We start from the raw sequence: 23,463 nt of genomic DNA, 5'->3' as shown, positions 1-23,463 counted from the left end.
ATCAACGACGGAGTGCGCATGTCTCCATCGCAACGAGCCTGGAAGATCGCCGGCACCTACGCGGGCTTCGGCGTGGCCTGGATCCTGCTCAGCGACCACGTGCTGGGGATCCTGGTGCCGGACCCCGTCCGCTACTCGGCCCTGCAGACCTGGAAAGGCTGGTTCTACGTGGGGGTCACCGCCCTGCTGGTGGTGAGCCTGGCCCGGCGCGCCTTCCAGGAGCAGCAGACCCTGCTGCAACTCAGTCGGGAGTCCGAGGACCGCCTGCGCGCCATCTTCGACGGGGTGGGCGACGCCATCTTCCTGCACGATCCGCGGACGGGGCGCATCCTGCAGGCCAACTCCACCGTCGAGGCCCTGTTCGGCTACACGCCCGCGGAGATGGAGTCGCTGAATCTGGGCGACCTGAGTTCCAATCAGGGCCTCTGGACGGAGTCCGAAGCCCTGGCCCGCATCCAGCAGGCGGCCCAGGGCCAGCCCCAGCTCTTCCAGTGGCAGGCGCGGCGCAAGAACGGCAGCCTGTTCTGGGCGGACGTGAAACTGCGCGGGGCGGACCTGCGCGGCCAGCGCGTGGTGCTGGCCCTGGTCCACGATATCAGCGAGCGTCGCGCGGCGGAGGAGGCCCTGCAGGTCAGCGAGGAGCGCTTCCGCGCCCTCTTCGAGCAGGCCGCCGTAGGCGTGCTGCTCTTCGACTGGACCGAGCACCGCATCGAGCGCGCCAACCAGCGCTTCTGCGAGATCGTCGGCTACTCGCGCAAGGAGCTCGAGCTGGTCAATCCACTGGAGATCCAGCACCCCGAGAGCCAGGCCGCCAACCGCGAGGGCTTGGCGGCCCTGCTCAAGGGCGAGCGGCGCGAGCACCGGCTGGAGCAGCGCCTGCGTCGCCAGGGCGGCGGCCTGGTCTGGGTGGACCTGACGGTCTCGGCGCTGCCCGAGCCCGGCGGCCCGCCCCGCCGCTTCGTGGTCGTGGTGCAGGACGTGACCATCCGCCGCCAGGCCGAGGCGGCCCTGCGCGAGAGCGAGGAGCGCTACCGCCTGCTCTTCGACGCCAATCCGCTTCCCATGTGGGTCTTCGACCAGGAGAGCCTGGCCTTTCTGGCGGTCAACGACGCGGCCGTGGCCTCCTACGGCTGGAGCCGCGCCGAGTTCCTGCGGATGCGCATCTCCGACATCCGGCCCCCCGAGGACCTGCCCGCCCTGCTGGACAACCTGGCCCGCGGCCACGCCGGCCGCGACGAGGCCGGCATCTGGCGCCACCTGAAGAAGAGCGGCGAGGAGATCCAAGTGGAGATCACCTCGCACACCCTGGACTTCGCCCTGCACCGCGCCGAGTTGGTGCTGGCCCTGGACGTGACGGAGCGCCTGCGCGACCGGCGCCGGCTGGAGGAGAGCGAGCAGCGCTTCCGCGAGATCTTCGACTCCATGCACGACGCGGTCTTCATCCACGATGCGGAGACCGGCCGGATCCTCCAGGTGAACCGGCGCACCCTCGACCTCTACGGCGTCCGCGAGGAGGACGTCCTGGCAGGGGACTTCGACCGCTTCAGCTGCGGCGAGGAGGGTTACACAGTGCGCGAAGCCGGCGAGTGGCTGCGCAAGGCCCGGGAAGAGGGTCCGCAGCTCTTCGAGTGGCGTTCGCGCACAGCCGGGGGCCACGTCTTCTGGGCGGAGGTGAACCTGCGCTACGTCCTGCTGGGCGATCAGTCGCGGATCCTGGCGGTGGTGCGCGACATCAGCCAGCGCAAGGCGGCGGAGGCCGACCTGCTGGAGAGCGAGTCCCGCTACCGGACGCTCTTCCGTTCCCTGACTTCGGGCTTCGCCCTGCACGAGGTGTTGACGGACGCCGCCGGCCGGCCCTCCGACTACGTCTTCCTGGAAGTGAACCCGGCCTACGAGCAGATGACCGGTCTGCGGGCGACGGAGCTGATCGGCCGCCGCGTGCGCGAGGTCCTGCCCCAGGTGGAGGAGGAGTGGATCCGGCGCTTCGGGGCCGTGGCTCTCTCGGAGATCCCGGACGCCTTTGAGCGCTACAGCCCGGAGACCGGCCGGCACTACCAGTTCATCGCCTATGCGCCGCGGCGCGGCCAGTTCGCCCTGCTGATGCAGGACCAGAGCGAGACGCTGCGCATGCTGGACGAGCTGCGGACCAGCTCGCGGCGCCTGGAACTGGTCCACGCCATCGATTCCGCCGTGCTGGAGGCCCGCGCGCCGGCGGAGATCGAGAGCCTGGTGCTGAACGGCCTGCTGCGGCTGGTGCCCTGCCCGCGGATTTCGCTGGCCCTGTTCGACGACCAGGGCCAGGGCGAGATCATCTGCGTGGCGGGCGACGGCCCGGACCTGCGCGGACCGGGCACGCGCTTCCGGCTGCGCGAACAGGACCTGGACCTGCTGCGGCGCAGCCAGATCGTGCGCCAGAGCGTGGAGGACCTGCGCACGGATCTGGCGGGCATCCACGGCGAACTGGTGAACGTGGGGCTTGGCGAGTTCCTGCACCTGCCGCTGGTCTGCGGGGGCGGGCTGCTGGGTTCGCTCAACCTCTGCCGGCCCTGCGGCGCGGAGTTCAGCGCCCGGGAGCGCGAGATCGGGCTGGAGCTGGCCTGCCAGCTGGCCGTGGCCCTGCATCAGCACCGCCTGCAGGCGGAGGTGGCGCGGCACTCCAGCGAGTTGGAGCGCCGGGTGGTGGAGCGCACCGCGCAGCTCCAGGCGGCCAACGAGGAACTGGAGGCCTTCACCTATTCCGTCAGCCACGACCTGCGCTCGCCGCTGCGGGCCGTGGACGGCTTCTCGCGCATGCTGGAGGAGGACCACGCGGATGCCCTGGACGCTGAGGCCCGGCGCCTGCTGGGCGTGATCCGCGATTCCACCCGGCAGATGGACCGGCTCATCTTCGACCTGCTCTCCCTCTCGAGGGTCTCGCGCGTCGAACTGCGGCGGGAGTGGGTGGACATGGAGGCCCTGGTGCGCGAGGTTTACCCGGAGATCAGCGCCCACGAGGCCGACGGCGGCTGCGCGCTGGAGCTGGGCGGCCTGCCCCCGGTCTGGGGTGACCGCGGCCTGCTGCGCCAGGTCTGGCTCAATCTGCTGGGCAACGCCGTGAAATTCAGCCGTCACGCCGCCGTGAAGCGCGTGGAAGTGACGGGCGACGTGCAGGACGGCGTTTGCCGTTACAGCGTGCGCGATCAGGGCGCGGGCTTCGATCCCGCGTACGGCCACAAGCTGTTCGGCGTGTTCCAGCGTCTGCACGCCGCCCACGAGTACGAGGGATCGGGAGTGGGTCTGGCCCTGGTGCAGCGCATCGTGCGCCGGCACGGCGGCCAGGTGCAGGCCGAGGGCGAGCCGGCGGGCGGCGCCTGCTTCCACTTCCGGCTGCCGGAACACGGGGAGGAGTCATGAGCACGCAGAACCTGGAGATCCTGCTGGTGGAGGATGATCCGCGCGACGCCGAGTTGACCCTGCGCGCCCTGCGCAAGCACAACATCGCCAACGAGGTTCGCGTGCTGCCGGACGGCGCGCAGGCCCTGGACTTCCTGTTCGGCCGGGGCCCCTTCGCCGCGGCCGAGCGGGTCCGCCCGCGCCTGATCCTGCTCGACCTCAAGCTTCCCAAGGTGGACGGACTGGAAGTGCTGCGGGCCATCAAGGCCGACGCCCACCTGCGCACCGTGCCCGTGGTGATGCTCACCAGCTCGCGCGAGGAGCGCGACCTGCTGGAGAGCTACCGGCTGGGCGTCAACAGCTACATCGTGAAGCCCGTGGACTTCGAGCAGTTCATGGAGTCGGTCCGCCAGGTGGGTTTGTATTGGCTCCTGCTCAACCAGGCGCCGGATGAAGGTCGGGAGGGTTGATGTCCCTGCTGCGAATCCTCATCGCCGAGGACAAGCTTCACGACGTGGAACTGGCCCTGCGCGAGTTGCGTCACGAGGGCTTGCAATTCGAGCACCGCCACGTGGAGACGCGGGACGAGTTCCGGCGCGAACTGGCGGACTTCCAGCCGGAGCTGGTGATCACCGACTACTCCATGCCCGCCTTCACGGGCATGGAGGCGCTGGGCCTCTCCCTGGCGCAGGACGCGGAACGTCCGGTCATCCTGTTCACAGGGTCCATCAACGAGGCCACGGCCGTGGCCTGCCTGAAGGCGGGCGCCACCGACTACATCCTCAAGGAGCATCTCACCCGCCTGCCCTTCGCCGTGCGCGAGGCCGTGGAGCAGCGGCGGCAGCGCGTGGCGCGCCGGGAGGCGGAAGAGGCCCTGCGGGAACGCACCGACGAGCTGCGGCGCTATTTCGAGCGCTCGGGCGAGCTGCTCGGCATCTACGATTCCCAGGGGCGGATCCGGCGCCTGAACCCCCAGTGGGAAGTGCTGATGGACCAGCCGCTGGCCGAGCTGGAGGGGCGCAGCGCCTTCGAGTTCGTGCCGCCCGAGCAGCATGAACTGATGCGAACCAGCCTGCAGCGGGTCCTGGACGGCGAAAACGTGAAGGGACAGATCCTGCCGCTGCAGACCCGGCAGGGCCTGCGCTGGCTGGAACTGAGCGCCAGCCTGGAGGACGGGCTGATCTTCGCCGCCGCCCGGGACGTCACCGAACGCCTGCGCACGGAGCAGGAGCTGGCCCAGTCCCGCGCCACCTACGAGGGCATCCTGAACGGGCTGAGCGAGGTGGTGGGCGTGGTGGACGGCGGCGGCACGCTCCTGCACGTGAACCGCGCCGCGGCCGAGCTGTTCGGTCACCCGCAGGAGCGCTTCCTCGGCGCCCGGCCGGACTTTCTCTTCCCGGAGGGCCTGGTGGACCGCGCGGCGCTGGGCCGACAGATCGCGCGCGTGCTGTCCGGCGAACTCGTGTGCCTGGAGACCACGGGCAAGCGGGCGGACGGCGCCACCTTCCCCATGGAACTCAGCCTGACCCGGGGCCTCTGGTTCGGGCGCGAGGTTCTGCTGGCCGTGGCCCGGGACGTGACGGAGCGCAAGCAGGCCGAACAGGAGCTGCGCGCGGGCCGGGCCAAACTGGCGGACATCTCCGCCGTGCTGGCCGCCCGGGGCGGCGACTACCTCGAGAACGTGCAGGACATCACCGGACTGGCGGGCCGGCTGCTGCCGGGCGGCACGGTCCTCTACAACCGCGTGGAGAGCGGCCGAGTGAAGGCCCTGGGCCGCTGGCAGGTCCCGGCGGAGTACGAGGACGGGCTGGAGCTGGGCACGCCCTTTTGCTCCGGCGTGATCCAGTGGAGCGAACCCCGCTACGTCGAAAACCTGCAGGAGACTCCTTACGCGGAGTGCGACCCCAACATCCGGCGCTTCCGCTTCCACAGCGGACTTGGCTACCCGGTCAACTCGCCGACGGGCGAGGTGGTGGGCTCCCTCTGCGTGGTGTGGACCGAACGACGAAGCCCGGGTCCGGAGGACCAGCAGGTCCTGGCCCTGCTGGCCCAGGCGCTGGAGTCCGAGGAGGCCCACCGCGCGGCCGCCGAGGCGCTGCGCCGCAGCGAGGAGCGGCTGGTGAGCATCTTCCGCGTGGCGCCCGTCGGCATCGGGCTGACCCGCGAGCGGCGGATCAACGAACTCAACGAGTCCCTCTGCCGGATCACGGGCTACTCGCGCGAGGAGCTGCTGGACCAGCCGGCCCGGCTGCTCTACCCGGACGAGCGGACCTGGGAGGAGACGGGCCGCGCCATCTACCGCCAGATGAAGGCGGTGGGCACAGGCGTGGTGGAGACCAACTGGCGGCGCAAGGACGGCCGCCTGATCCGCGTGCTGCTCAGCTCGACGCCCATCGACCACGAGCATGTGGAGGCGGGGGTCACCTCCGCCGTGCTGGACATCACGGACCGCCTGGAGGCCGAGCGCGCGCTGCGCGCCAACGAGCAGTTCATGCGGGCCGTGCTCGAATCCTCGCCGCTCGGCATCAGCGTGCGGGACCGCGACGGACGCCTGCTCAGCCACAACAGCGCCTGGCAGCGCATCTGGGCCATTCCCGACGCGGAAATCCAGTCGGACATGCGGCGCGTGCGCCCGCAACTGGAACTGGACGAGCGCGACGACTACAACCAGGGCTGGTGGCCCGAGATCCGCCGCGTCTACCGCGAGGGCGGGCGGCTGGCCATCCCCGAAGCCCGCACCCTGGGCCGGCGGCCGGGCTCGGCGGAGTGGGTGGCCCAGCACTTCTACGCCATCCCCGACGAGACGGGCGCGGTGGATCGCATCGTGGTGCTGACCGAGGACATCAGCGAACGCAAACGGGCCGAGGAGGCCCTGCGCCAGAGCGAGGCCCACTACCGGCGCTTCTTCGAGAACGATCTCACGGCGGACTACATCTCCACGGCGGACGGCGGCCTGCTGGACTGCAATCCGGCCTACCTGCGGCTGTTCGGCTTCGAATCGCGCGAGCAGGCCCTGGACACCAACGTCACCGTGCTCTACCCGGATGCCCAGGTCCGCCACGACCTGCTGGAGCGGCTGAAGAGCGAACAGCGGCTGGAATACGAAGAGGCCGAGCTGCGCAACCTGGCCGGCGAACCCATCCACGTGATCATGAACGTGCTGGGCACCTTCGACGAGGAGGGCCAGCTGCGGCGCATGCAGGGCTACCTGTTCGACATCACCCAGTACAAGGCCCTGCAGCAGCAGTTCTTCCAGGCCCAGAAAATGGAGTCCATCGGCCGGCTGGCCGGCGGCGTGGCCCACGACTTCAACAATCTGCTCACCGTGATCAATGGCCACGTGGACCTGCTGCGCAGCCAGTTCCTGAGCGGCGACCCCGTGCTGGAGCAGCTGGAACAAGTGGCCGCCGCCGGCGAGCGGGCCGCGCGGCTCACCCGGCAGCTGCTGGCCTTCAGCCGGCGCCAGGTGCTGCAGCTGGAGCCCGTGGCCCTGAACGTCATCGTCAGCGACATGAACCGCATGCTCCAGCGCCTGATCGGCGAGGACATCCGCCTGCACATCCAGCTGGAGGCCGAGCTGCCCGCCGTGCTGGGCGACGTGGGCCAGTTGGAGCAGGTGGTGGTGAACCTGGCGGTGAACTCCCGCGACGCCATGCCCGACGGGGGCAGCCTGAGCATCCGCACGGCGCAGTTCCAAGCCGACGAGGCCTACTGCCTGGCCCACCGGCCCATGCCCCCCGGCCGCTACTGCCTGCTGGAAGTCTCCGACACGGGCCAGGGCATGCCGGCCGACGTGCTGGCCCGGGTCTTCGAACCCTTCTTCACCACCAAGGAGAAGGGCAAGGGCACGGGGCTGGGCCTGGCCACGGTCTACGGCATCGTCAAGCAGATCGGCGGCTACATCTGGGTGGAGAGCGAAGCCGGCCGGGGCACCGTGTTCCAGATCCACCTGCCCGCCGCGGCGGGCCAGGCGGGGCGTCGGGTGGTGGAGCCCGCGGTGGGCACGCGCCTGCGCGGCAGCGAGACCGTGCTGGTGGTGGAGGATGAGGAGATGGTCCGCCGCCTGGCCGTGCGCATCCTGAAGGGCCACGGCTACCAGGTGCTGGAGGCCGGCGACGGCGAACAGGCGCTGCGCGTGCTGGGCGGGACCACGCCCATCCAGCTGGTGCTCACCGACGTGATCATGCCCGTGATGGGCGGGCGCGAGCTGGCCGAGCGGCTGCGCGGGCTGCCCAATGCCCCGCGCGTGATCTTCATGTCCGGCTACACCGAGGAATCCATCGCGCGCCACGGCATCCTGGAACTGGGCGGGCAGTTCATCCAGAAGCCTTTCGACATGGCCGGCCTGCTCCAGAAGGTGCGCGAGACCCTGGACGCGGCCTGAGGCCCGGCCAATTGTCCCGCCGCGTCCGTTCCCACGGGGAGGCGGGCCCCTGGGCGAGTACATGATCCGTGCGGGATACGGAGATAAATTCCCGTCTTGCCGCCACCGCGGCTTGGCCCGCGGGCTTCACATCACGACATTAAGCCCGCTAACATCCACACCGCGGCCGCCCCCCTGCATGCCTTTGGCGGGCCGCGCTCAGGGAGTCCTGGCTCCCGGAAAGGCGGATCCGTGACGGAGCAGAGCTTTCACATTCCCGTGATGGGAACGGGATTCACCATTGATACTCCCCTGCGCGTGGCGCCGCTGGGGATCGATTCCTGCCTCTCGCTGGTGGACGACGTGCTGATCGAGCAGATGCGCGAGGCCCTCTGCCTGCGCTTCCAGCGGCCTTTCGAGGGCATTCCGCGCAAGGCCGAGGACAGCCGCGCCCGCCGGATCACGGCCTATCTGGACCTGCTGCACGAGCTGGTGCAGGAGGCCTTCGACGAGATCCGCCACCAGCCCTTCTTCCAGCCCAACCAGAAGGAGCGCTACTTCCGCCTGCTGCCGGACGGCTCCGCCCTGCGCCGCAACTGGGAGACCCTGCTGGCCCGCCGCGGCCAGCCGGGCTGCGAGGAGCGCCAGCAGGAGCTCACCCGGGGCATGAAGCCGGGCTCCATCGACGTGAACATCATGGCCAAGCTGGACCGCGTGCCCGTGGACGTTGAGGGCCGGCCCGGCCCGCCGGAGCAGGGGGATGCGCTGGCCGCCCTGCGCGGCTTCGCCAACAGCCGCCTGGAAGCCGCCGTGGTGGTTTCCGCCGGCCTCAACAAGCGACTCTACAAGTACATGGCCCAGTTCCGGGACTTCTACCGCGACGCCGAGGGCCGCGCGCGCAAACGGATCATCGTCAAGGTGAGCGACTTCCGCTCGGCCCTGGCCCAGGGCAAGCTGCTGGCCGGGCTGGGCCTGGAGGTCTTCGAATACCGGGTGGAATCGGGCCTGAACTGCGGCGGCCACGCCTTCGGCTCCGGCGGCCGCCTGCTGAACGGCCTGCTGGCCGAGTTCCGCGAACGCCGCGAGCAGCTGCGCGCCGAGCTGCGGCCGCTGGTGGAGTCCTGCCTGCGCTCCGCCGGGCTGGGCGCCGACCTGCCCGACGAGGCCTGCCGCAGCCGGCTCACGGTCCAGGGCGGGCTGGGCGTCCACGGCGAGGCCGCCCGCCTGCACGCCGAGTACCAGGTGGACGCCACGGGCTGGGCCAGCCCCTTCCTGCTGGTGCCCGAAGTGACCCGGCTGGATCCGGACACGCGCCGCCTGCTGGCCGAGGCCGGCCCGGACGACCTCTACCTCTCCGACGCCTCGCCCCTGGGCGTGCCCTTCCACAACCTGCGCCGCTCCAGCTCCGAGACCTGGAGCCGGGCGCGCGAGGAGAACCAGAAGCCGGGCTCCAACTGCCCCAAGGGCTACCTGGTCTCCAGCGTGGAGTTCGGCCCGCGCCCGCTCTGCACGGCCTCCGCGGCCTGGCAGCGCCGCAAGCTGGAGCTGCTGGACGTGGGAGATGTGGGCGGCCGCCGGGCCGTGCTGGACAAGGCCTGCATCTGCGACCACCTGGGCAACGGGGCCCTGATGGAGCTGGATCCCGACCAGGAGCCGCTGCCCGTGGCGGTCTGCCCGGGTCCCAACCTGGCCTGGTTCAACCGCGAGTACAGCCTGGAGGAGATGGTGGACCACATCCACGGGCGGATTTGTCTCACGCCCGCGGAGCGTCCGCACCACCTGGCGGCGGAACTGGTGCTCAACGTGGATCAGCTGGAACGACTGCGGGCCGCGGACGACGGCAGCGAGTCCTGCCGCCGGCGGTTGGAGGAGATGACCCAGAACCTCGAGCGCGAGATGAGCGGCCTGCTGACCCTGGCCGCCGGTGCGGCCTATCCGGGGGAGAACCTGGCCTCCATCCCGCCCGTGGTGGCCGCCCAGCGCGCGCGCCTGGAGGCCCTGCTGGCCCCGGCCCTCGCCGACTGCTAGCTGGGGCTCTCAATCTCACCACGAAGAGCACGAAGAGAAGAAGAGAGCACGAAGAGTTTTTAGGATGATCAGGCCGGAACGGGTCACGTCACGCAGTGACTTCCTGCCAAAAAGTTCTTCGTGTCCTTCTCCGTCCTTCCTGCTCTTCGTGTCCGATCTTGCCTTTTGCCGAGCGCATCAACCGGTGTTCTGCAAGCCCTGGGAGATGCCGCGCACGGTCTCGAACAGCGCCCGCTCCAGCTCCGCGTCCTCGCGGTTGCCTGCCCGCCAACGCGCTAACAGATCCACCTGCAGCAGGCTCATGGGATCCACGTAGGGATTGCGCAGCCGGATGCTGCGCTGCAGGGCCGGCTCCCGGTCCAGCAATTCGTCCTCGCCCCGCAGTTTCAGCACCCAGGTGCGGGTCTCCAGCCAGCGCTGGCGGATGATCGGGAAGACCTCCAGCCCGGCGGAGCCGGCCAGTTCGGCGTAGCGGGCGGCGATCTCCAGGTCGGCCTTGGCCAGCACCATGGAGAGGTCCGCCAGCAGGTTGGCGAAGAAGGGCCAGCGCGCGGCCATCTCCGCCAGCTGGGACTCGCCGTGCGCGCGCGCCGCCGCCTCCAGGCCGTGCCCGATCCCGAACCAGGCGGGCAGCAGGTGGCGGTTTTGGGTCCAGGCGAAGACCCAGGGAATGGCGCGCAGGTTCTCCACGCCGCGGCCGCTGCGCCGGGAGGCGGGCCGTGAGCCGATCTCCAGCCGTTCGATCACGTCGATGGGCGTGGCCAGCCGGAAGTAGTCGTGGAAGGCCGGGTGGTCGTGCACCAGCATCTGGTAGTCCGCCCGGCCGCTGGCGGCGATGAGTTCCATGGCCCGGGCCCAACCGGGTTCCGGGTGGGAGCGCGGGCTGCAGAGCGTGGTGGTCTCCAGCACGGCGCCCGTCAGCAGCTCCAGCGTGCGCTCGGCGATCCCGCGCAGGCCGTACTTGGCGTGGACGATCTCGCCTTGCTCCGTCAGCCGCAGCCGCCCGCGCAGCGCGCCGCAGGGGTCCGCCAGGATGGCGCTGCGGGGTTTGCTGCCGCCGCGTCCCACGGTGCCGCCGCGGCCGTGGAAGAAGGAGAGTTCCACGCCGGCCTCGTCGGCCTGGCGGGCCAGTTCCTCCTGCACCTGGTAGAGCGCCCAGCGCGAGGCCGCGATCCCCGAGATCTTGCTCGAGTCGCTATAGCCCAGCATCACCAGCTGGCGTTGGCCCCGCGTGGCCAGGTGGGCCCGGTAGACCTCGTCCTCGAGCATGGAGGCCAGGGTGGCGCTGGCCTGCTGCAGGTCGTCGACGGTTTCGAAGAGCGGCGCGATGTCCAGCTCCACGGCGCCTTGTTCGTCCTGCAGGCCGGCCCGCCGGGCCAGATAGAGCAGGGCCAGCAGGTCGTCGGCGCCCTGGGCCATGGAGATGATGTAGGGTCCCAGGGCCTGCCGCCCGTGGCGCCGGCGCATCTCGGCCAGCGTGCGCAGCACGTCCAGGCTGCGCCGGCACTCCTCGTCCGCGGGCTCCGGCTGCGCGGCCGGCGCGGGTTGCTGCAGCGCCAGACGCAGGGCGGCGGCGCGCTCCTCCGGCCGGCGCCCGGCGAAGGACTCGTCCCCGAGCAGGAGGCCGGCCACCCGGCGGTGCAGTTCGGAATCCTGCCGCACGTCCAGCGTGGCCAGGTGGAAGCCGAAGGTGAGGACGCGGCGCTCGAGGGCCTGCAGCAGCGGCAGGCCGCCCCGGCCGCCGCCCGGCGCGAGCAGGCTGGTGCGGATCAGGGCCAGGTCGTCCAGCAGGTCGGCGGCCTGGGCGTAGGCGCCCGGCCCGTCGGCCAGCGCCGCCTCCACGCGGGCCTGCATCAGGTTGAGGAGCAGGCGGTAGGGCATGTCCGCGCTGCGCCGGGGCAGGCGCGCGGCGCGCTCGGGCAGCAGATCGCGGTAGGCGGCCACGCGCTCCAGCACGGCCGGGGCCACCCGCACGCGCTGCTGGCTCTGGCTGAACTCCTCGCAGAGTTCCCCCAGATCCGTCCGGTAGCGTTCGAGGATCAGCCGGCGCTGGCGCTCCAGCGTGGCGCGGATGGTCGCCGGACCCACGTTGGGATTGCCGTCCATGTCGCCGCCCACCCAGCTGCCGAAGCGGATCAGCGGACAGGGCAGGTCCTGGCCGGCGCCGGGTCCGTAGGCGTCCTCCAGGGCCTGGGCCAGGGATTCGTAGAAGCCCGGCAGGATCTGGTAGACCACCTCGATCAGGTGGAACAGCACGTACTCGACCTCGTCGGCCACCGTGGGCCGGGCGGTGGGCTGCTCCTCGGTCTGCCAGGCCAGCTCGATTTGCCGGCGCAGCTCGGCGCGGGTGCGGGCGGCCTCGCGCGGGGTGGGGTCGCCCTGGTCCAGGCGGATGAGCAGGGAGCGCGCCATGCGCTGGCTCTTGACCAGCAGCGTGCGCCGCATGGCCCGGGTGGGGTGCGCCGTGAAGACCGGCATCACTTCCAGCTGGGAGAGGGTCTCGCGCACCTGGGCCAGCCCCAGGCCCTGGCCCGCCAGCTCGCGCAGCACGGCGGCCAGGCTGCCTGGCTGGGGCGCGCGCTCGTCCCGGGACTGTTCGCGCCGCCGCCGGATCCGGTGCACCTGCTCGGCCAGATTGGCCAGCGCGAAGAAGGATGAGAAGGCCCGGGTGAGCTCGCGCGCCGCGGCGGGACTCAGGCCGGCCAGCTGCCGTCCCAGTTCCGCCTCCGCGCCGGGCATGCCCCCGCGCCGGTCCCGGGCCAGCCGGCGCGCCTCTTCCACCCGGTCCAGCAGGGGCGGTCCACCCAGATCGGAGAGGACCTGGCCCAGCAAATCCCCAAGCAGGCGGACGTCGTCGCGCAGAGCCTGGTCGGCGGCCTGCTGCTGGGGGGTGGGCGGTGCTTTGCTCATGCCGGGCTCCCGTGGCTTGTCCCTTCGGTCCATAACGTACAAAAAAGGTCCAGCTTTGATCAAGGGCGTTGCGACGCGGCCGGGCGCCCGGGCGGGATTCCGGAACTTCCACAGTTCAGGGTTGGGCGCGCCGGCGCCGGCCGGCGGGTCCCGGGGGGGACGGGCTGCGGCGGCCCGCTGCCCGGGCCGGGAACGCCGTGGGGCCGGGCGATTTCCCGCACTCTGGCGCCCGCCCGCTCCAGATTTGTGGAAAGCTGCCGACACTCCAGGGGAGGCACTCCCGGCGGGCCCGAACTCCGCCCGGAGCCCCCGTCCGCGGTGGGGGGACCAAAACTGTCATGGGACTTGCTCACTTCGGAATTTGCCGGACTCCGGCGGTCAAAGCGGGCAAAAATGCAGCCGCCGGGTCGGGAACCCGGCAAGGCCTGCCGCCCGTACCCGGGATCCGGCGGGAGAGGAGAAAGGAGCGGAAGGATGGCTTCCACCACCACCATCAGCGGCGTGGCCTCCGGCATCGACTGGCAGGCCACGGTGGACGCGCTGATGGAAGTCGAGCAGCGCAAGGTCACCCTGCTGGAGAGGCGGCAGACGGAGCAGCAGAACAAGCTCAACGCCTGGCGCAACCTCAACACGCGCCTGCTCTCGCTCAAGACCTCGATGGACAGCCTGGAAGAGGCCAACTCCTTCCTGAAATACTCGACCACCAGCAGCGACTCGGCCCAGGTCTCGGCCAGCGCCGATTCCAGCGCCCAGCCCGGCAACTACTCCATCCTGGTGGAGCGGCTGGCCGGCACCGCCCGGCTGGTGCACCAGGGCTGGGCCGACGCCAACACCACGGCGCTCAACTCCAGCGGCGCCGATCAGGTCTTCGCCTACAGCTACGGCACGGGGGACGATCAGGTGGACGTCGCCCTGAACGTGCCCGACGGCGCCACCCTGCAGGACCTGCGCGACCTGATCAACCAGGACGCCAGCAATCCGGGCGTGCGGGCCACGCTGCTCAACGACGGGTCCGGCAGCGCCACGGCCTGGCACCTGGTGCTCACCGGGGAGGACACGGGCGCCGACGCCCAGCTGGTGATCGACGACGCGCTCACCACCCTGGGGGACGGCACCACCTTCGACAGCACGGCCCTGGCCGAGAACCGCGCCGCCCAGAACGCCCAGTTCCGCGTGGACGGCTATCCGGTCAGCGGTTGGCTGGAGTCCGCCGACAACGTGGTGGAGGACGTCATCGACGGCGTCACCCTGACCCTCAAGACCGACACGGGCGGCGAGGAGCTGCAAGTCACCGTGAGTCGCGACGACAGCGCCGTGGTGGCCGGCATCCAGTCCTTCGTCAGCGCCTACAACGCCATCGTCGGGCAGATCAACAGCTACACGAGCTACGATTCCGAGGGCCAGACCATGGGCGTGCTGCTGGGGGACGGCGGCGTCAACCAGCTGGAGCGCGAGCTGAGCAACTCGGTCACGCGGCCCATCGTGGGCATCAGCGCGGCCAATGCCTATCAGACCCTGGCCCAGGTGGGCATCAAGACCGGCACGGGCGGCCTGCTCAGCGTGGACAGCGAGAAGCTGCAGGCGGCCCTGGAGGCGCATCCGGAGGATGTGGGCACGCTCTTCACCTTCACCAGCCGCACCAGCGATCCCACCCTCTCCTTCTTCACCCGCACGGCGCTGGTGCCGGCCGGGGAGGTGGAGGTGAACGCCACCTGGGACACCGACGGCAGCCTGCTCTCCGCCACCCTGGGCGGCGCGGCGGCCACGGTGAACGGCAACCTGATCACCGCCGCTGAGGACAGCGACTGGGCCGGCCTGCGGATCCTCTTCCGCGATCCCGGCAGCGGAGCCGGCACGCGCAGCGCCAGCATCAGCCTGTCTCACGGCATCGGCGCGGCGCTGACCCGCAGCCTCACCCGGCTGACCGACAGCACCAACGGCCTGGTGCAGTACCAGACCACGCGCTTCGAGGACTCGGTGAAGAACCTCGACGACGCCATCGCGGACATGGAGGACCGGCTGGTGATCACGCGCCAGATGCTGGAATCCCAGTACCTGAGCATGGAGAGCACCATCTCCAGTCTGCAGAACCAGTCCAGCGCCCTGTCCAGTCTGTTCAACAACAACAGCTCCAGCTGATCCAGCGAAAGGACCCGGCATGAGCCAGGATCTGCGCCTCCGCCAGTACAACGAGACCCAGGTGCGCACGGCCGACCGCGGCCGCCTGCTGCTGATGGTCTATGACGCCGCCATCGGCAGCGTGCGGGACTGCCAGCGCCTGATGCGCCTGGGCGAGTTTCCGGCCAAGGGGGTCCAGATGGACCGCGCCATCCGCGCGGTGGGTGAGCTTAGGTCCTCGCTGGACATGAATCGCGGCCAGGACATCGCCCGCAGCCTGGACCGGCTCTACGACTTCATGCTGCACCGCATGCGCGAGGCCAACCTGAGCAACGACGCCGAGCACCTGGAGGTGGTGGGGCGCATCCTGGAGGACCTGCGGGCCACCTGGTCCCAGGTGATCCAGCGCCAGGAGGGCGAGAACCCCGTGGACGGCGTGCGCGCCAGCGTGAGGGTCTAGTCCATGCGCACGGAACAGGCGGGCCAGGCCCTGCTGCTGAAGGCCTACCAGCAGGAGATCGCCCAGCGGCACGTGCAGGGCGCCGAACGACCCGTGCCGGCGGAGGAGAATTCCGCGGCTCCCGAAGCTGATGAGGCGCCCCGCGCCCCGCGGGAGTTGAGCAAGGGTCGACTTCTTGATATCTATGGTTGAGACCGGCCCCGCCCCCAGGCGGACGGTCCCCAGTGGGGAGGTGCAGATGGAAATCCAATCCGGTTCCTTGTCACAGGTCGGCCAGGCCCTGCGCCGGGCGGCCATCGAGACGCGCTACCAGACCACGCGCCAGCTGGAGCAGGCGGGCGGTGCGGCGGCCCAGGAGGATCGGCTGGAGATCAGCAGCAGCGGGCTGGAACTCTCCCGCCTGCGCAGCAGCCTGCAGACCCAGGCCGCCCAGCTGCCCGAGATCCGGGAGGAGCGTGTGGCCCTCGCGCGGCAGCGGGTGGCGGCTGGATTTTATGACCGGGAGGAGATCGTGGCCCAGATCAGCGACCGCATGATGGAAGACAGCTCGCTGGGCGAGACGGCTGCAACCGGCAACGGGACCGTCCCGGCCGCTCCCTATCGGGACGAACTGATGCGTGAAGTGGAGACCAAGATCCACTCGGGATTCTATACTGACAATGATGTGATGAGCTTCGTTGCTGATCGATTGATGGACATATATCAAATCAAACCCCAGGACGAGGCCTGATCCTGCCGCATTGTTCGGCTCGTCTGCATTTCCCGGGAATTTCGTTTGTCTCTTAGCCGTTCATCTGTTATCGTTCGCCCGTTCCGGCTTCCAAACGCCGAGTGCCCAGACCTGAAACGAACATCGCGAGGACAGCGGCGGTCTCTGACCGCCATCAGGATATCTGCCTGGACCTGCGTGCAGGTCAAATCCCAATAGCAAAGCCATGCACGATTTCGGTCGTGGGTGGTGAGTACGGGAGGCTGGGCCGCCGCAGGGCGGCCCTCTTTATTTTCAGGATACACATGCCCCGGGTCGGGGTCGGGCTTCCCAAAGCCGCGGCGCCCGTCTCCCCGCGCTCCCCAGTTGGCTCGGGGCGGGTCGATCACTACCTTTTCACCAGCAGCCTGTCGGGCTGGGGCCTTCGACGGGATTCGCGTCCAGGTCGAGACCGGTTTTTTGGAGATTTCGCAGCGCATACAGGCGGTATGGGCAAGAAAGCTCCGAAAAATCCGGGCCGGACTGGGCGATGAAGACCGCGAAGTGGCCAAGCCCGACAGGTTGCTAGTCGAGGAGGTGTCCCGTGATCGAAGTCACCGTCAGCGAGGTGACCTTCAGTCCCAGTCAGGGTGGCTACGTGGTGATCCTTCGGCAGAAGGACTCCGAGCGCTGGCTGCCCATCTTCATCGGTCCCGGCGAAGCCCAGTCCATCGCCATCAACCTCCGGGGCGCCCAGCTGCAGCGCCCCATGACCTTCGACCTGGTCGCCGGCATGCTGCGGGCCCTGGATGGCCACGTGCGCACCGTGCAGATCAGCCGCCTGCACGAGAGCACGTTCTACGCCGACATCCTGCTGGAGCGTCCCGACGGCCAGATCCTGCGCCTGGATGCCCGCCCCTCGGACGCCATTCCCCTGGCTCTGCGCCTGGGTCTGCCCGTCTGGGTGAAGCAGGAAGTGATGGATGCCGCCGGCCAGGAAGGCTACCCGCAGATGGTGCCCCTGGAGGAGCGGATCCTGCAGTTGGAGGGGGAACTGGAGGAGGCCGTTGTGCGGGAGGATTTCGAGGCGGCCGCCCGCCTGCGGGATCAGATCCGCTACTACCGGCGCCTTGTCCAGCCGGAAGACGAGGAGGAACCGCGCCCATGAGTACCGCCCCCGCCCTGTCCCAGCAGCTGATGGAGCACCTGCCCGTGCCGATCTTCCTGGAGAACGGCGCCGGCCCGCAGCCGCAGAACCGCCTGGCCCGCCAACTGGTGGAGGTTGCCGGCGGGGTGCCCGCCGCCGTGTTGGAGGGGGCCTGGGAGTTGCAGACCGAACAGGGGCGGCTGCTCCTGCCCGGCCTGAAGGGCGAGGAACGCCGGCGGGCCGAGCAGTACCAGAGCTTCGGCCGCTACACGGGCGGCATCGTCCACAACCTCAACAACCCGCTCAACGCGCTCTCGGGCATGATCCAGCTGATGATGTTCCGCAACTCGGACCTGCCCGAGCTGGAGCGCCTGGACCGCCAGACGGAGGAGTTGGCCAACCAGATCCGCTATCTGGGGGACCGCTACCGCCGCCTGCAGGAGTACGAACGCGGCGCGCCACTGACCTGGGAACTGGTGATCAGCGAGGAGCTGCGCTTCTTCCGGGCGGATTCCGTGCTCAAACACCGCTGCCAGCTGGAGCTGGAGGTGGCCGCCGACGTCGCCTGCCCGCTGTCCTTCCGGGACGCCAGCTGGCTGCTGGACCGCATGCTCGAGGCCATCCTGCTGTTGGTGCCCGGCGAGGGCATGTATCCACTCCGCCTTGACCTGCTGGACGGCTGGCCGCAGCTGCGGCTCTCCGAGCCCAACCTGAACCTGCAGGACGAGGCCCTGGGCCTAGTGCGCCATCCGCTGATGGTGGACCTGCTGCACCCGCTGGGCCTGAGTCTGCGCTGGCGCGTCGGGTCCGCCACGGCGGAACTGGCGGTGACTCCGATCCAAGCCTAAAGGAACGCATGGACAAGCACGATCAGCTGATCTTCACCCTGGTGCTGCAGTACCAGCAGGTGGCCATGATGGCGCTGGGCAAGCTGGCCCGGCCGGGGGAAGGCATGCGCCGGGACCTGCAGGAGGCCTCCTACTGCATCGACCTGCTGGAGGCCCTGGAGGTCAAGCTCAAGGACCGGCTGCCCGAGGAGCTGGCCCGCCTGCTGAACCACACCCTGACGGACCTGCGCCTGAACTTCGTGGACGAGAGCCGCAAGCCGGGCGAGGCTCCGGCCGCCCCCGCCGATTCCGGGGCCGGCGCATGAGCCGCCTGATGATCTCCATCTCCGGGATCCGCGGCGTGGTGGGCGAGGGCCTGAGCCCCGAACTGGTGGCCCGCTATGCCGCCGCGTTCGGCGAGTACTGCGGCGGCGGCCCGGTGGTGCTGGGCCGTGACACACGCCCCAGCGGGCCGCTCATGCGCCACGCCGTGATCGCCGGCCTCTGCGGGGCCGGCTGCCGCGTGCTGGACGTGGGTGTCGTGCCCACGCCCACGGTGGCCGTACTCGTGGAGGAGCTGGGCGCCGCCGGCGGCATCTGCATCACGGCCAGCCACAATCCGGTGGAGTGGAACGCTCTCAAGTTCTTCCACCACGACGGACTCTTCCTGGACCCGGAACAGAGCCGCCAGCACCTGGCCCTGGCCGAGCGCGGCCCGGCCCTGGTCCGCTGGGACAAGCTGGGCGGCGTGGAGTGCCTGCCCCAGGCCCCCGAGGCGCACGTGCGGCGCATCAAGGCCCTGGGCCTGCTGGACGTGCCCGCCCTGCGCAAGCGCGGCTTCCGCGTGGCCGTGGACTGCGTCAACGGCGCGGGCCGGACCATGGTCCCCCACCTGCTGCAGGAGCTGGGCTGCGAGGTGGTCAAGCTGGGCGTGGAGGACACGGGGCTGTTCAGCCGCGGGCCCGAGCCCACCCCCGAGAATCTCGCCGCCCTCTGCGAGACCATGCGCGGCGGCTCCTTCGACGTGGGTTTCGCGCTGGATCCGGACGCCGACCGCCTGGCCCTGGTGGACGCCGCCGGCGTGCCGCTGGGGGAGGAACTCACCCTGGCCCTGGTGGCCCGCCACGTGCTGGGGCACCAGCCCTCGCCGCTGGTGGCCAACGTCTCCTCCAGCCAACTGCTGGACGACGTGGCCCGCGAGGCCGGCGTGGACCTGCACCGCACGCGGGTGGGGGAGATCAACGTCAGCGTGCGCATGCGCGAACTGGGCTCGGCCATCGGCGGCGAAGGCAACGGCGGCGTGATCCTGAGGGACCTCCACCTGGGCCGCGACGCGCCCGTGGGCATCGCCCTGCTGCTCCAGTACCTGCTGGAGAGCGGCCGGAGCCTGCGCGAGCTGCGGGACGAGCTGCCCGTCTACGCCATGCTCAAGGAGAAGATCGAGCTGGGGGAGATGGACCCCGTCCGCGCCTTGGAGCGCGTGCGCGACGCCCTGCCCGGCGCCACGCTGGACGAGACCGACGGCCTCAAGTTCCTGCTGGAGCAGGACGGCGGCCCGGCCTGGGTGCAGGTGCGCGCCTCCAACACGGAGCCCATCCTGCGCGTGTTCGCCGAGGCAGTCAGCCCGGCGGCGGCCCGCGGCCTGGTGGAGCGGTTGAGCGCCTCGCTGCGGGGCTAGGCCGGATTGCGCTTCGTGTCCGGTTGAAAGGAGTCGAGCCGGTGCAAATCGCGGTGGTCACGGGCGAAGTCGTCAGCACGGAGAAGCAGCCCGAGTTCAAGGGCTACAAGCTGCTGCTGGTGCGTGCCCTGGACCTCGAGGGGCGGCCCCGGGGTGGCGAGAGCATCGCCATCGACACGGTGAGCGCCGGCCTCGGCGACACGGTGCTGGTGAACAAGGAGGGCGGCTGCGCCCGCCTGGTGCTGAAGAACGACCGGATCCCCGTCCAGGCCCTGATCCTGGGTGTGGTGGACGGTTTTCACGTGGAAGGATGAGGCCGTGAACGGCGATCTCGTGGACCGCATCGTCAAGGAAGTGCTGGCCCAGCGCGAGGAGCGCGGCGGCCGGCCGGGCCGGAATCCGGTGGAGGAAGCGCCGCGCGCCGTGAGCGGACACGGGACGCACCACCCGCCTGCCGCCCCCGCGGCCTACAATCCGGACCGCGCCATGGCCTGCGGCGCCGACCGCGTCAGCTGCACGCTGGGTCTGCTGGACCGGGTGCGCGGCGAGATCGCGCGGATGATCGACCACACCCTGCTCAAGCCCGACGCCCAGCGCGCGGACGTGGAGCGCCTCTGCCGCGAGGCCCGCGAGAACCGCTTCGCCAGCGTCTGCGTCAACCCCTGCTGGGTGCCGCTCTGCGCGCGCCTGCTCGAGGGCTCCACGGTCAAGGTCTGCACGGTGATCGGCTTCCCGCTGGGGGCCACCACCAGCCGGGCCAAGGCCTCCGAGACGCGCCAGGCCGTGCGCGACGGCGCCCAGGAAGTGGACATGGTGCTCAACGTGGGCCTGGCCAAGGACGGCGAGTGGCGCCAGGTGGAGGATGACGTGCGCGGCGTGGTGGAGGCCGCGGGCAAGCGCGTCCTCTCCAAGGTGATCCTCGAGACCTGCCTGCTGACGGACGAGCAGATCGTCAAAGCCTGCCTGGCCTGCCGGGCGGCGGGCGCGGATTTCGTCAAGACCTCCACGGGCTTCAGCTCGGGCGGCGCGACGGCCGAGCACGTGGCCCTGATGCGCCGCGTGGTGGGCGCGGGCATGGGGGTCAAGGCCTCCGGCGGCGTGCGCACCTTGAACGACGCCGTGCAGCTCATCGAGTCCGGCGCCGACCGGCTGGGCGCCAGCGCCAGCGTGGCCATCGTGGGCGGCAAGCCAACCGCTGGCGGCGGCTACTGAGTTCGTTCACCCAGGAAGGCGAAGCCTTCATCCCTTCCCCCGCGCCCCAGCGGGGGAAGGCGCCGCGCAGCGGCGGGGGATGGGGGCCTGAACGTCCAGTCATCAGGCGGCGCGTGACGCGCCGTTTGTTTTTCCACCTTTCTTTGGCCGGGTCCAAAGAAAGGTGGAGCCAAAGAAAGCCCCTTTTGGGCGGCCGTAACTAGGCGGCCTCCCGGCCGCCGTCGGACAGACGGCCGACCCGAGTCGTATCGTGAGCCAAACAGGTGGTTCAGCCTTCGGCTTCACCTGAGCGGGCGGAGCAATGTTCGGTTTCACCCGATCACCCGAACGTCCGGTCGGCGCTGGCATCTCAGCTGTGCCGACCGGTCCCGACGATGCAATTGGAACAAGGAAGCCATGACTCCCTACGAGATCATCCAAAAGAAGCAGCGGGGCGAGGCCAACACGGCCGAGGAGATTCGCTTCATGGTGGCGGGCGCGCTGGACGGGCGCGTGATGGAGGCCCAGCTCTCCAGTTGGTTCATGGCCATCTACTTCCGCGACATGAACCCGGAGGAGACCTGGATCCTCACCCAGGCCATGCGCACGTCGGGCGAAGTGCTGGACTTCAGCGCGCTGCCGGGCCGCAAGGTGGACAAGCACTCGACGGGCGGCGTGGGCGACAAAATCACCTTCATCCTGGCGCCGCTGCTGGCGGCCGTGGGCCTCTTGGTGCCGAGCATCACGGGCCGGGGCCTGGGCCACACCGGCGGGACGCTGGACAAGCTGGAGAGCCTGCCCGGGCTGAAGACGCGGCTGGACCAGGCGGAAATGAGCCGCGTGCTGCAGGCCGCCGGCCATGCGCTGGTGGGCCAGACGGAGAACCTCGTCCCCGCGGACCGGCTCTTCTACGCCCTGCGCGACGTCACGGCCACGGTGGAGTCCGCCCCGCTGATCTGCTCGTCCATCCTTTCCAAGAAACTGGCCGAGGGCGTGGACGCGCTGGTGCTGGACGTCAAGCATGGCCACGGCGCCATTTTCCAGCAGCAGGACCAGGCCGAGGAGCTGGCCCGCCGGCTGGTGGCCACCTGCACGCGCGGCGGCCTGCCCGTGGGCGCCGTGCTCAGCGACATGAACGCGCCTCTTGGCCGGCAGATCGGCAACTGGAACGAGCTGCTGGAATCCGACGAGTGCCTGCAGGGCTTCGGCAGCCCGGACCTCGTGGAACTGACCCTGGCCCTGGGCACGGCGGCCCTGGTGCTGCTCGAACCAGGTCTGGCGCCCGTTGGGGCCCTGCGCCGGCTCAAGGCCGCCCTGGCCGACGGCAGCGCGCGGGAGTGCTACCTGCGGATGATCGAGGCCCAGGGCGGTTCGCGCGAATGGTTCCTGGCCCCGCACCACGCTCCCCGTCCGGCCCAGGGCCGCACGATCACGGCCGCGCGGGCGGGCTGGGTGGCGGACATCCAGTCCCGCGAGCTGGGGCTGGTGGGCATCCAGCTGGGGGCCGGCCGCGCCCGCAAGGAAGACGGCATCGACCACTTCGCCGGCCTGACCCTGCATGTCCAGACGGGCGAATCCGTCCGGGCGGGCCAGGCTCTGTGTGACATCTACGCCGGCCCGGGCATCGATCTGGAGGCCCTGCTGGAGCGCACGCGCGCCGCTTTCGTACTGGCGGAGACCCGGCCGGAGCGCCCGGCGCCCATCCACACCGACGCCCGGGGCCTGGGCTGGAGCAGCCGGGTGAGCGCCACCCAGGGCCTGCCCTTCAGCGCCGCCCAGTGGCAGGAGCTGATCCGGGCCGAGGGGCTGGGGCTGCACGAGCATCCCCTCTCGCCGTCCCGCCTGGGTTGAGGAGCCGGTCATGAGCCGCCCAGGGACCGCCGCCCGCCTCCTCCTGCGCCGCGCCTTGGGCCTGCCACTGCTCGCCCTGTTGGGGGGCTGCGACGAGGAGCCCATCCGGGTGGAGGACCAGCTCTGGCTGGTGGAGCAGCAGAGCCAGTCCCTGATCTCCCTCGCGTTGGCGGAGCCCGACTGCCAGACCCGCGGCTATCTGACGGAGCAGCTGGGGCCCATCGCGCTGGACGGCGAGGAGCGCCTGCTGGCCGTGGACGTGCTCCAGCGCAGGCTGGTGGAGGTGCAACCCTCCGACGGCCGGATCACCCGGCTCATCGACCTGCCGATGATCACCAACCCCCTGGCCCTCACCGTCACTCCGGGCAACCGCGTCTACCTGCTGGACGAGGGCACGCGCGTCGTGCGCGTGGACCCGGAGGACGGCAGCTGGTCCCAGACCTGGACCCTGCAGCCCGAGGGCGGCTGGAGCGGGCTGGCCTGGCTGCCCGAGGCCGTGGAGACCGCCAACGGCGAGCTGCTGCCCGCGGGCACGCTGCTGGCCTGGCGCCGGCAGGGCCAGCAGGGCGTGCTGGCCTGGCTGGAGCTGGAGGAGGGGCTGGCCCTGGCCCACGAACTGTTCGGCACGCCCGAGCTGGCGGGCTTGGACACCAGCGCCGGGCGCGCGCGGATCTACGGCCTGAGTCCCACGGGCGAGATCTATCTGCTGCACGCGGACCTGCGCGAAGCCCAGTGGATCCAGCAGGTGCCCTGCACGCCGCTGGAGGTCGTGGACATCGCCATCCCCTGAGCGGCCGGGCCGCCCGCCCGCCGCGTTTTCTTTCCAGCGG

Annotated in this window: 17 protein-coding genes; 16 read left to right on the top strand and 1 reads right to left on the bottom strand. The window is 70.4% G+C overall.

What is annotated here, in order from left to right; all coding sequences use genetic code 11:
• Positions 1-18: 18 nt before the first annotated feature.
• The 4 genes from WC326_02245 to WC326_02230 all read left to right on the top strand — a co-directional run bounded on the left by WC326_02245 (position 19) and on the right by WC326_02230 (position 9,763).
• Positions 19-3,393 (top strand): PAS domain S-box protein, encoded by a 3,375-nt coding sequence (locus WC326_02245; protein ID MFA7329871.1) that lies wholly within the window; start codon positions 19-21, stop codon positions 3,391-3,393.
• Entirely contained in the window at positions 3,390-3,842 is a 453-nt protein-coding gene (locus WC326_02240) for a response regulator (GenBank protein MFA7329870.1), read from the top strand. Before WC326_02245 ends, WC326_02240 begins: the two co-directional genes overlap by 4 nt.
• Entirely contained in the window at positions 3,842-7,756 is a 3,915-nt protein-coding gene (locus WC326_02235; protein ID MFA7329869.1) for a PAS domain S-box protein, read from the top strand. Before WC326_02240 ends, WC326_02235 begins: the two co-directional genes overlap by 1 nt.
• A gap of 231 nt (positions 7,757-7,987) precedes the next feature.
• Positions 7,988-9,763 carry a hypothetical protein gene (locus tag WC326_02230; protein MFA7329868.1) on the top strand — a complete coding sequence of 592 codons (1,776 nt, stop codon included), beginning with the start codon at positions 7,988-7,990 and terminating at the stop codon, positions 9,761-9,763.
• 177 nt (positions 9,764-9,940) lie between these two features.
• On the opposite strand, the gene ppc is transcribed toward WC326_02230, so the two are convergent.
• The gene (ppc, locus tag WC326_02225) at positions 9,941-12,673 is read right to left on the bottom strand and encodes a phosphoenolpyruvate carboxylase (protein MFA7329867.1); all 2,733 of its coding nucleotides are present in this window, start codon (positions 12,671-12,673) and stop codon (positions 9,941-9,943) included.
• A 474-nt stretch (positions 12,674-13,147) separates the two neighbouring features.
• Here ppc and fliD point away from each other — a divergent pair, with 474 nt between their 5' ends.
• The 12 genes from fliD (at position 13,148) to WC326_02165 (ending at position 23,423) form a co-directional block, all read left to right on the top strand.
• Positions 13,148-14,812, top strand: a complete 1,665-nt coding sequence (fliD, locus tag WC326_02220) for a flagellar filament capping protein FliD (GenBank protein ID MFA7329866.1) — start codon at positions 13,148-13,150, stop codon at positions 14,810-14,812.
• A 19-nt stretch (positions 14,813-14,831) separates the two neighbouring features.
• Positions 14,832-15,251: a flagellar export chaperone FliS gene (gene fliS, locus WC326_02215; protein ID MFA7329865.1), complete on the top strand. Its 420-nt coding sequence runs from the start codon at positions 14,832-14,834 to the stop codon at positions 15,249-15,251.
• A gap of 3 nt (positions 15,252-15,254) precedes the next feature.
• Complete coding sequence (locus tag WC326_02210) at positions 15,255-15,443, top strand: hypothetical protein (protein MFA7329864.1); 189 nt, start codon at positions 15,255-15,257, stop codon at positions 15,441-15,443.
• Between the two features lie 46 nt (positions 15,444-15,489).
• Positions 15,490-15,981: a flagellar biosynthesis anti-sigma factor FlgM gene (locus WC326_02205; GenBank protein MFA7329863.1), complete on the top strand. Its 492-nt coding sequence runs from the start codon at positions 15,490-15,492 to the stop codon at positions 15,979-15,981.
• Between the two features lie 562 nt (positions 15,982-16,543).
• On the top strand, positions 16,544-17,107 hold the full coding sequence (locus WC326_02200) for a bifunctional nuclease family protein (GenBank protein MFA7329862.1): 564 nt from the start codon (positions 16,544-16,546) through the stop codon (positions 17,105-17,107).
• Complete coding sequence (locus WC326_02195) at positions 17,104-17,934, top strand: hypothetical protein (protein MFA7329861.1); 831 nt, start codon at positions 17,104-17,106, stop codon at positions 17,932-17,934. Before WC326_02200 ends, WC326_02195 begins: the two co-directional genes overlap by 4 nt.
• An 8-nt stretch (positions 17,935-17,942) precedes the next feature.
• Positions 17,943-18,239: a DUF1844 domain-containing protein gene (locus WC326_02190; protein MFA7329860.1), complete on the top strand. Its 297-nt coding sequence runs from the start codon at positions 17,943-17,945 to the stop codon at positions 18,237-18,239.
• Positions 18,236-19,591, top strand: coding sequence for a phosphoglucosamine mutase (gene glmM, locus WC326_02185; protein MFA7329859.1), 1,356 nt, complete (start codon positions 18,236-18,238; stop codon positions 19,589-19,591). The genes WC326_02190 and glmM overlap by 4 nt, the downstream gene beginning before the upstream one ends.
• A 41-nt stretch (positions 19,592-19,632) precedes the next feature.
• Positions 19,633-19,905, top strand: a complete 273-nt coding sequence (locus WC326_02180; GenBank protein MFA7329858.1) for a EutN/CcmL family microcompartment protein — start codon at positions 19,633-19,635, stop codon at positions 19,903-19,905.
• A gap of 244 nt (positions 19,906-20,149) precedes the next feature.
• Positions 20,150-20,803, top strand: coding sequence for a deoxyribose-phosphate aldolase (gene deoC, locus WC326_02175; protein MFA7329857.1), 654 nt, complete (start codon positions 20,150-20,152; stop codon positions 20,801-20,803).
• Positions 20,804-21,199: 396 nt separating this feature from the next.
• Positions 21,200-22,633 carry a thymidine phosphorylase gene (locus tag WC326_02170; GenBank protein MFA7329856.1) on the top strand — a complete coding sequence of 478 codons (1,434 nt, stop codon included), beginning with the start codon at positions 21,200-21,202 and terminating at the stop codon, positions 22,631-22,633.
• A 10-nt stretch (positions 22,634-22,643) separates the two neighbouring features.
• Positions 22,644-23,423 (top strand): hypothetical protein, encoded by a 780-nt coding sequence (locus WC326_02165; GenBank protein MFA7329855.1) that lies wholly within the window; start codon positions 22,644-22,646, stop codon positions 23,421-23,423.
• The last annotated feature ends 40 nt before the right edge of the window (positions 23,424-23,463 follow it).

The organism is Candidatus Delongbacteria bacterium (assembly GCA_041675285.1).
Taxonomy (GTDB): Bacteria; CAIWAD01; CAIWAD01; order CAIWAD01; family CAIWAD01; genus CAIWAD01.
Note: the sequence above shows the minus strand (reverse complement) of the source record. Positions and strands in the feature narration are given on the sequence as shown.

Coding starts and splice junctions, on each gene's coding strand:
- WC326_02245 (MFA7329871.1), top strand. CDS start 19: ATGTCTCCATCGCAACGAGCCTGGAAGATCGCCGGCACCTACGCGGGC.
- WC326_02240 (MFA7329870.1), top strand. CDS start 3,390: ATGAGCACGCAGAACCTGGAGATCCTGCTGGTGGAGGATGATCCGCGC.
- WC326_02235 (MFA7329869.1), top strand. CDS start 3,842: ATGTCCCTGCTGCGAATCCTCATCGCCGAGGACAAGCTTCACGACGTG.
- ppc (MFA7329867.1), bottom strand. CDS start 12,673: ATGAGCAAAGCACCGCCCACCCCCCAGCAGCAGGCCGCCGACCAGGCT.
- fliD (MFA7329866.1), top strand. CDS start 13,148: ATGGCTTCCACCACCACCATCAGCGGCGTGGCCTCCGGCATCGACTGG.
- fliS (MFA7329865.1), top strand. CDS start 14,832: ATGAGCCAGGATCTGCGCCTCCGCCAGTACAACGAGACCCAGGTGCGC.
- WC326_02210 (MFA7329864.1), top strand. CDS start 15,255: ATGCGCACGGAACAGGCGGGCCAGGCCCTGCTGCTGAAGGCCTACCAG.
- WC326_02205 (MFA7329863.1), top strand. CDS start 15,490: ATGGAAATCCAATCCGGTTCCTTGTCACAGGTCGGCCAGGCCCTGCGC.
- WC326_02195 (MFA7329861.1), top strand. CDS start 17,104: ATGAGTACCGCCCCCGCCCTGTCCCAGCAGCTGATGGAGCACCTGCCC.
- WC326_02190 (MFA7329860.1), top strand. CDS start 17,943: ATGGACAAGCACGATCAGCTGATCTTCACCCTGGTGCTGCAGTACCAG.
- glmM (MFA7329859.1), top strand. CDS start 18,236: ATGAGCCGCCTGATGATCTCCATCTCCGGGATCCGCGGCGTGGTGGGC.
- deoC (MFA7329857.1), top strand. CDS start 20,150: ATGATCGACCACACCCTGCTCAAGCCCGACGCCCAGCGCGCGGACGTG.
- WC326_02170 (MFA7329856.1), top strand. CDS start 21,200: ATGACTCCCTACGAGATCATCCAAAAGAAGCAGCGGGGCGAGGCCAAC.
- WC326_02165 (MFA7329855.1), top strand. CDS start 22,644: ATGAGCCGCCCAGGGACCGCCGCCCGCCTCCTCCTGCGCCGCGCCTTG.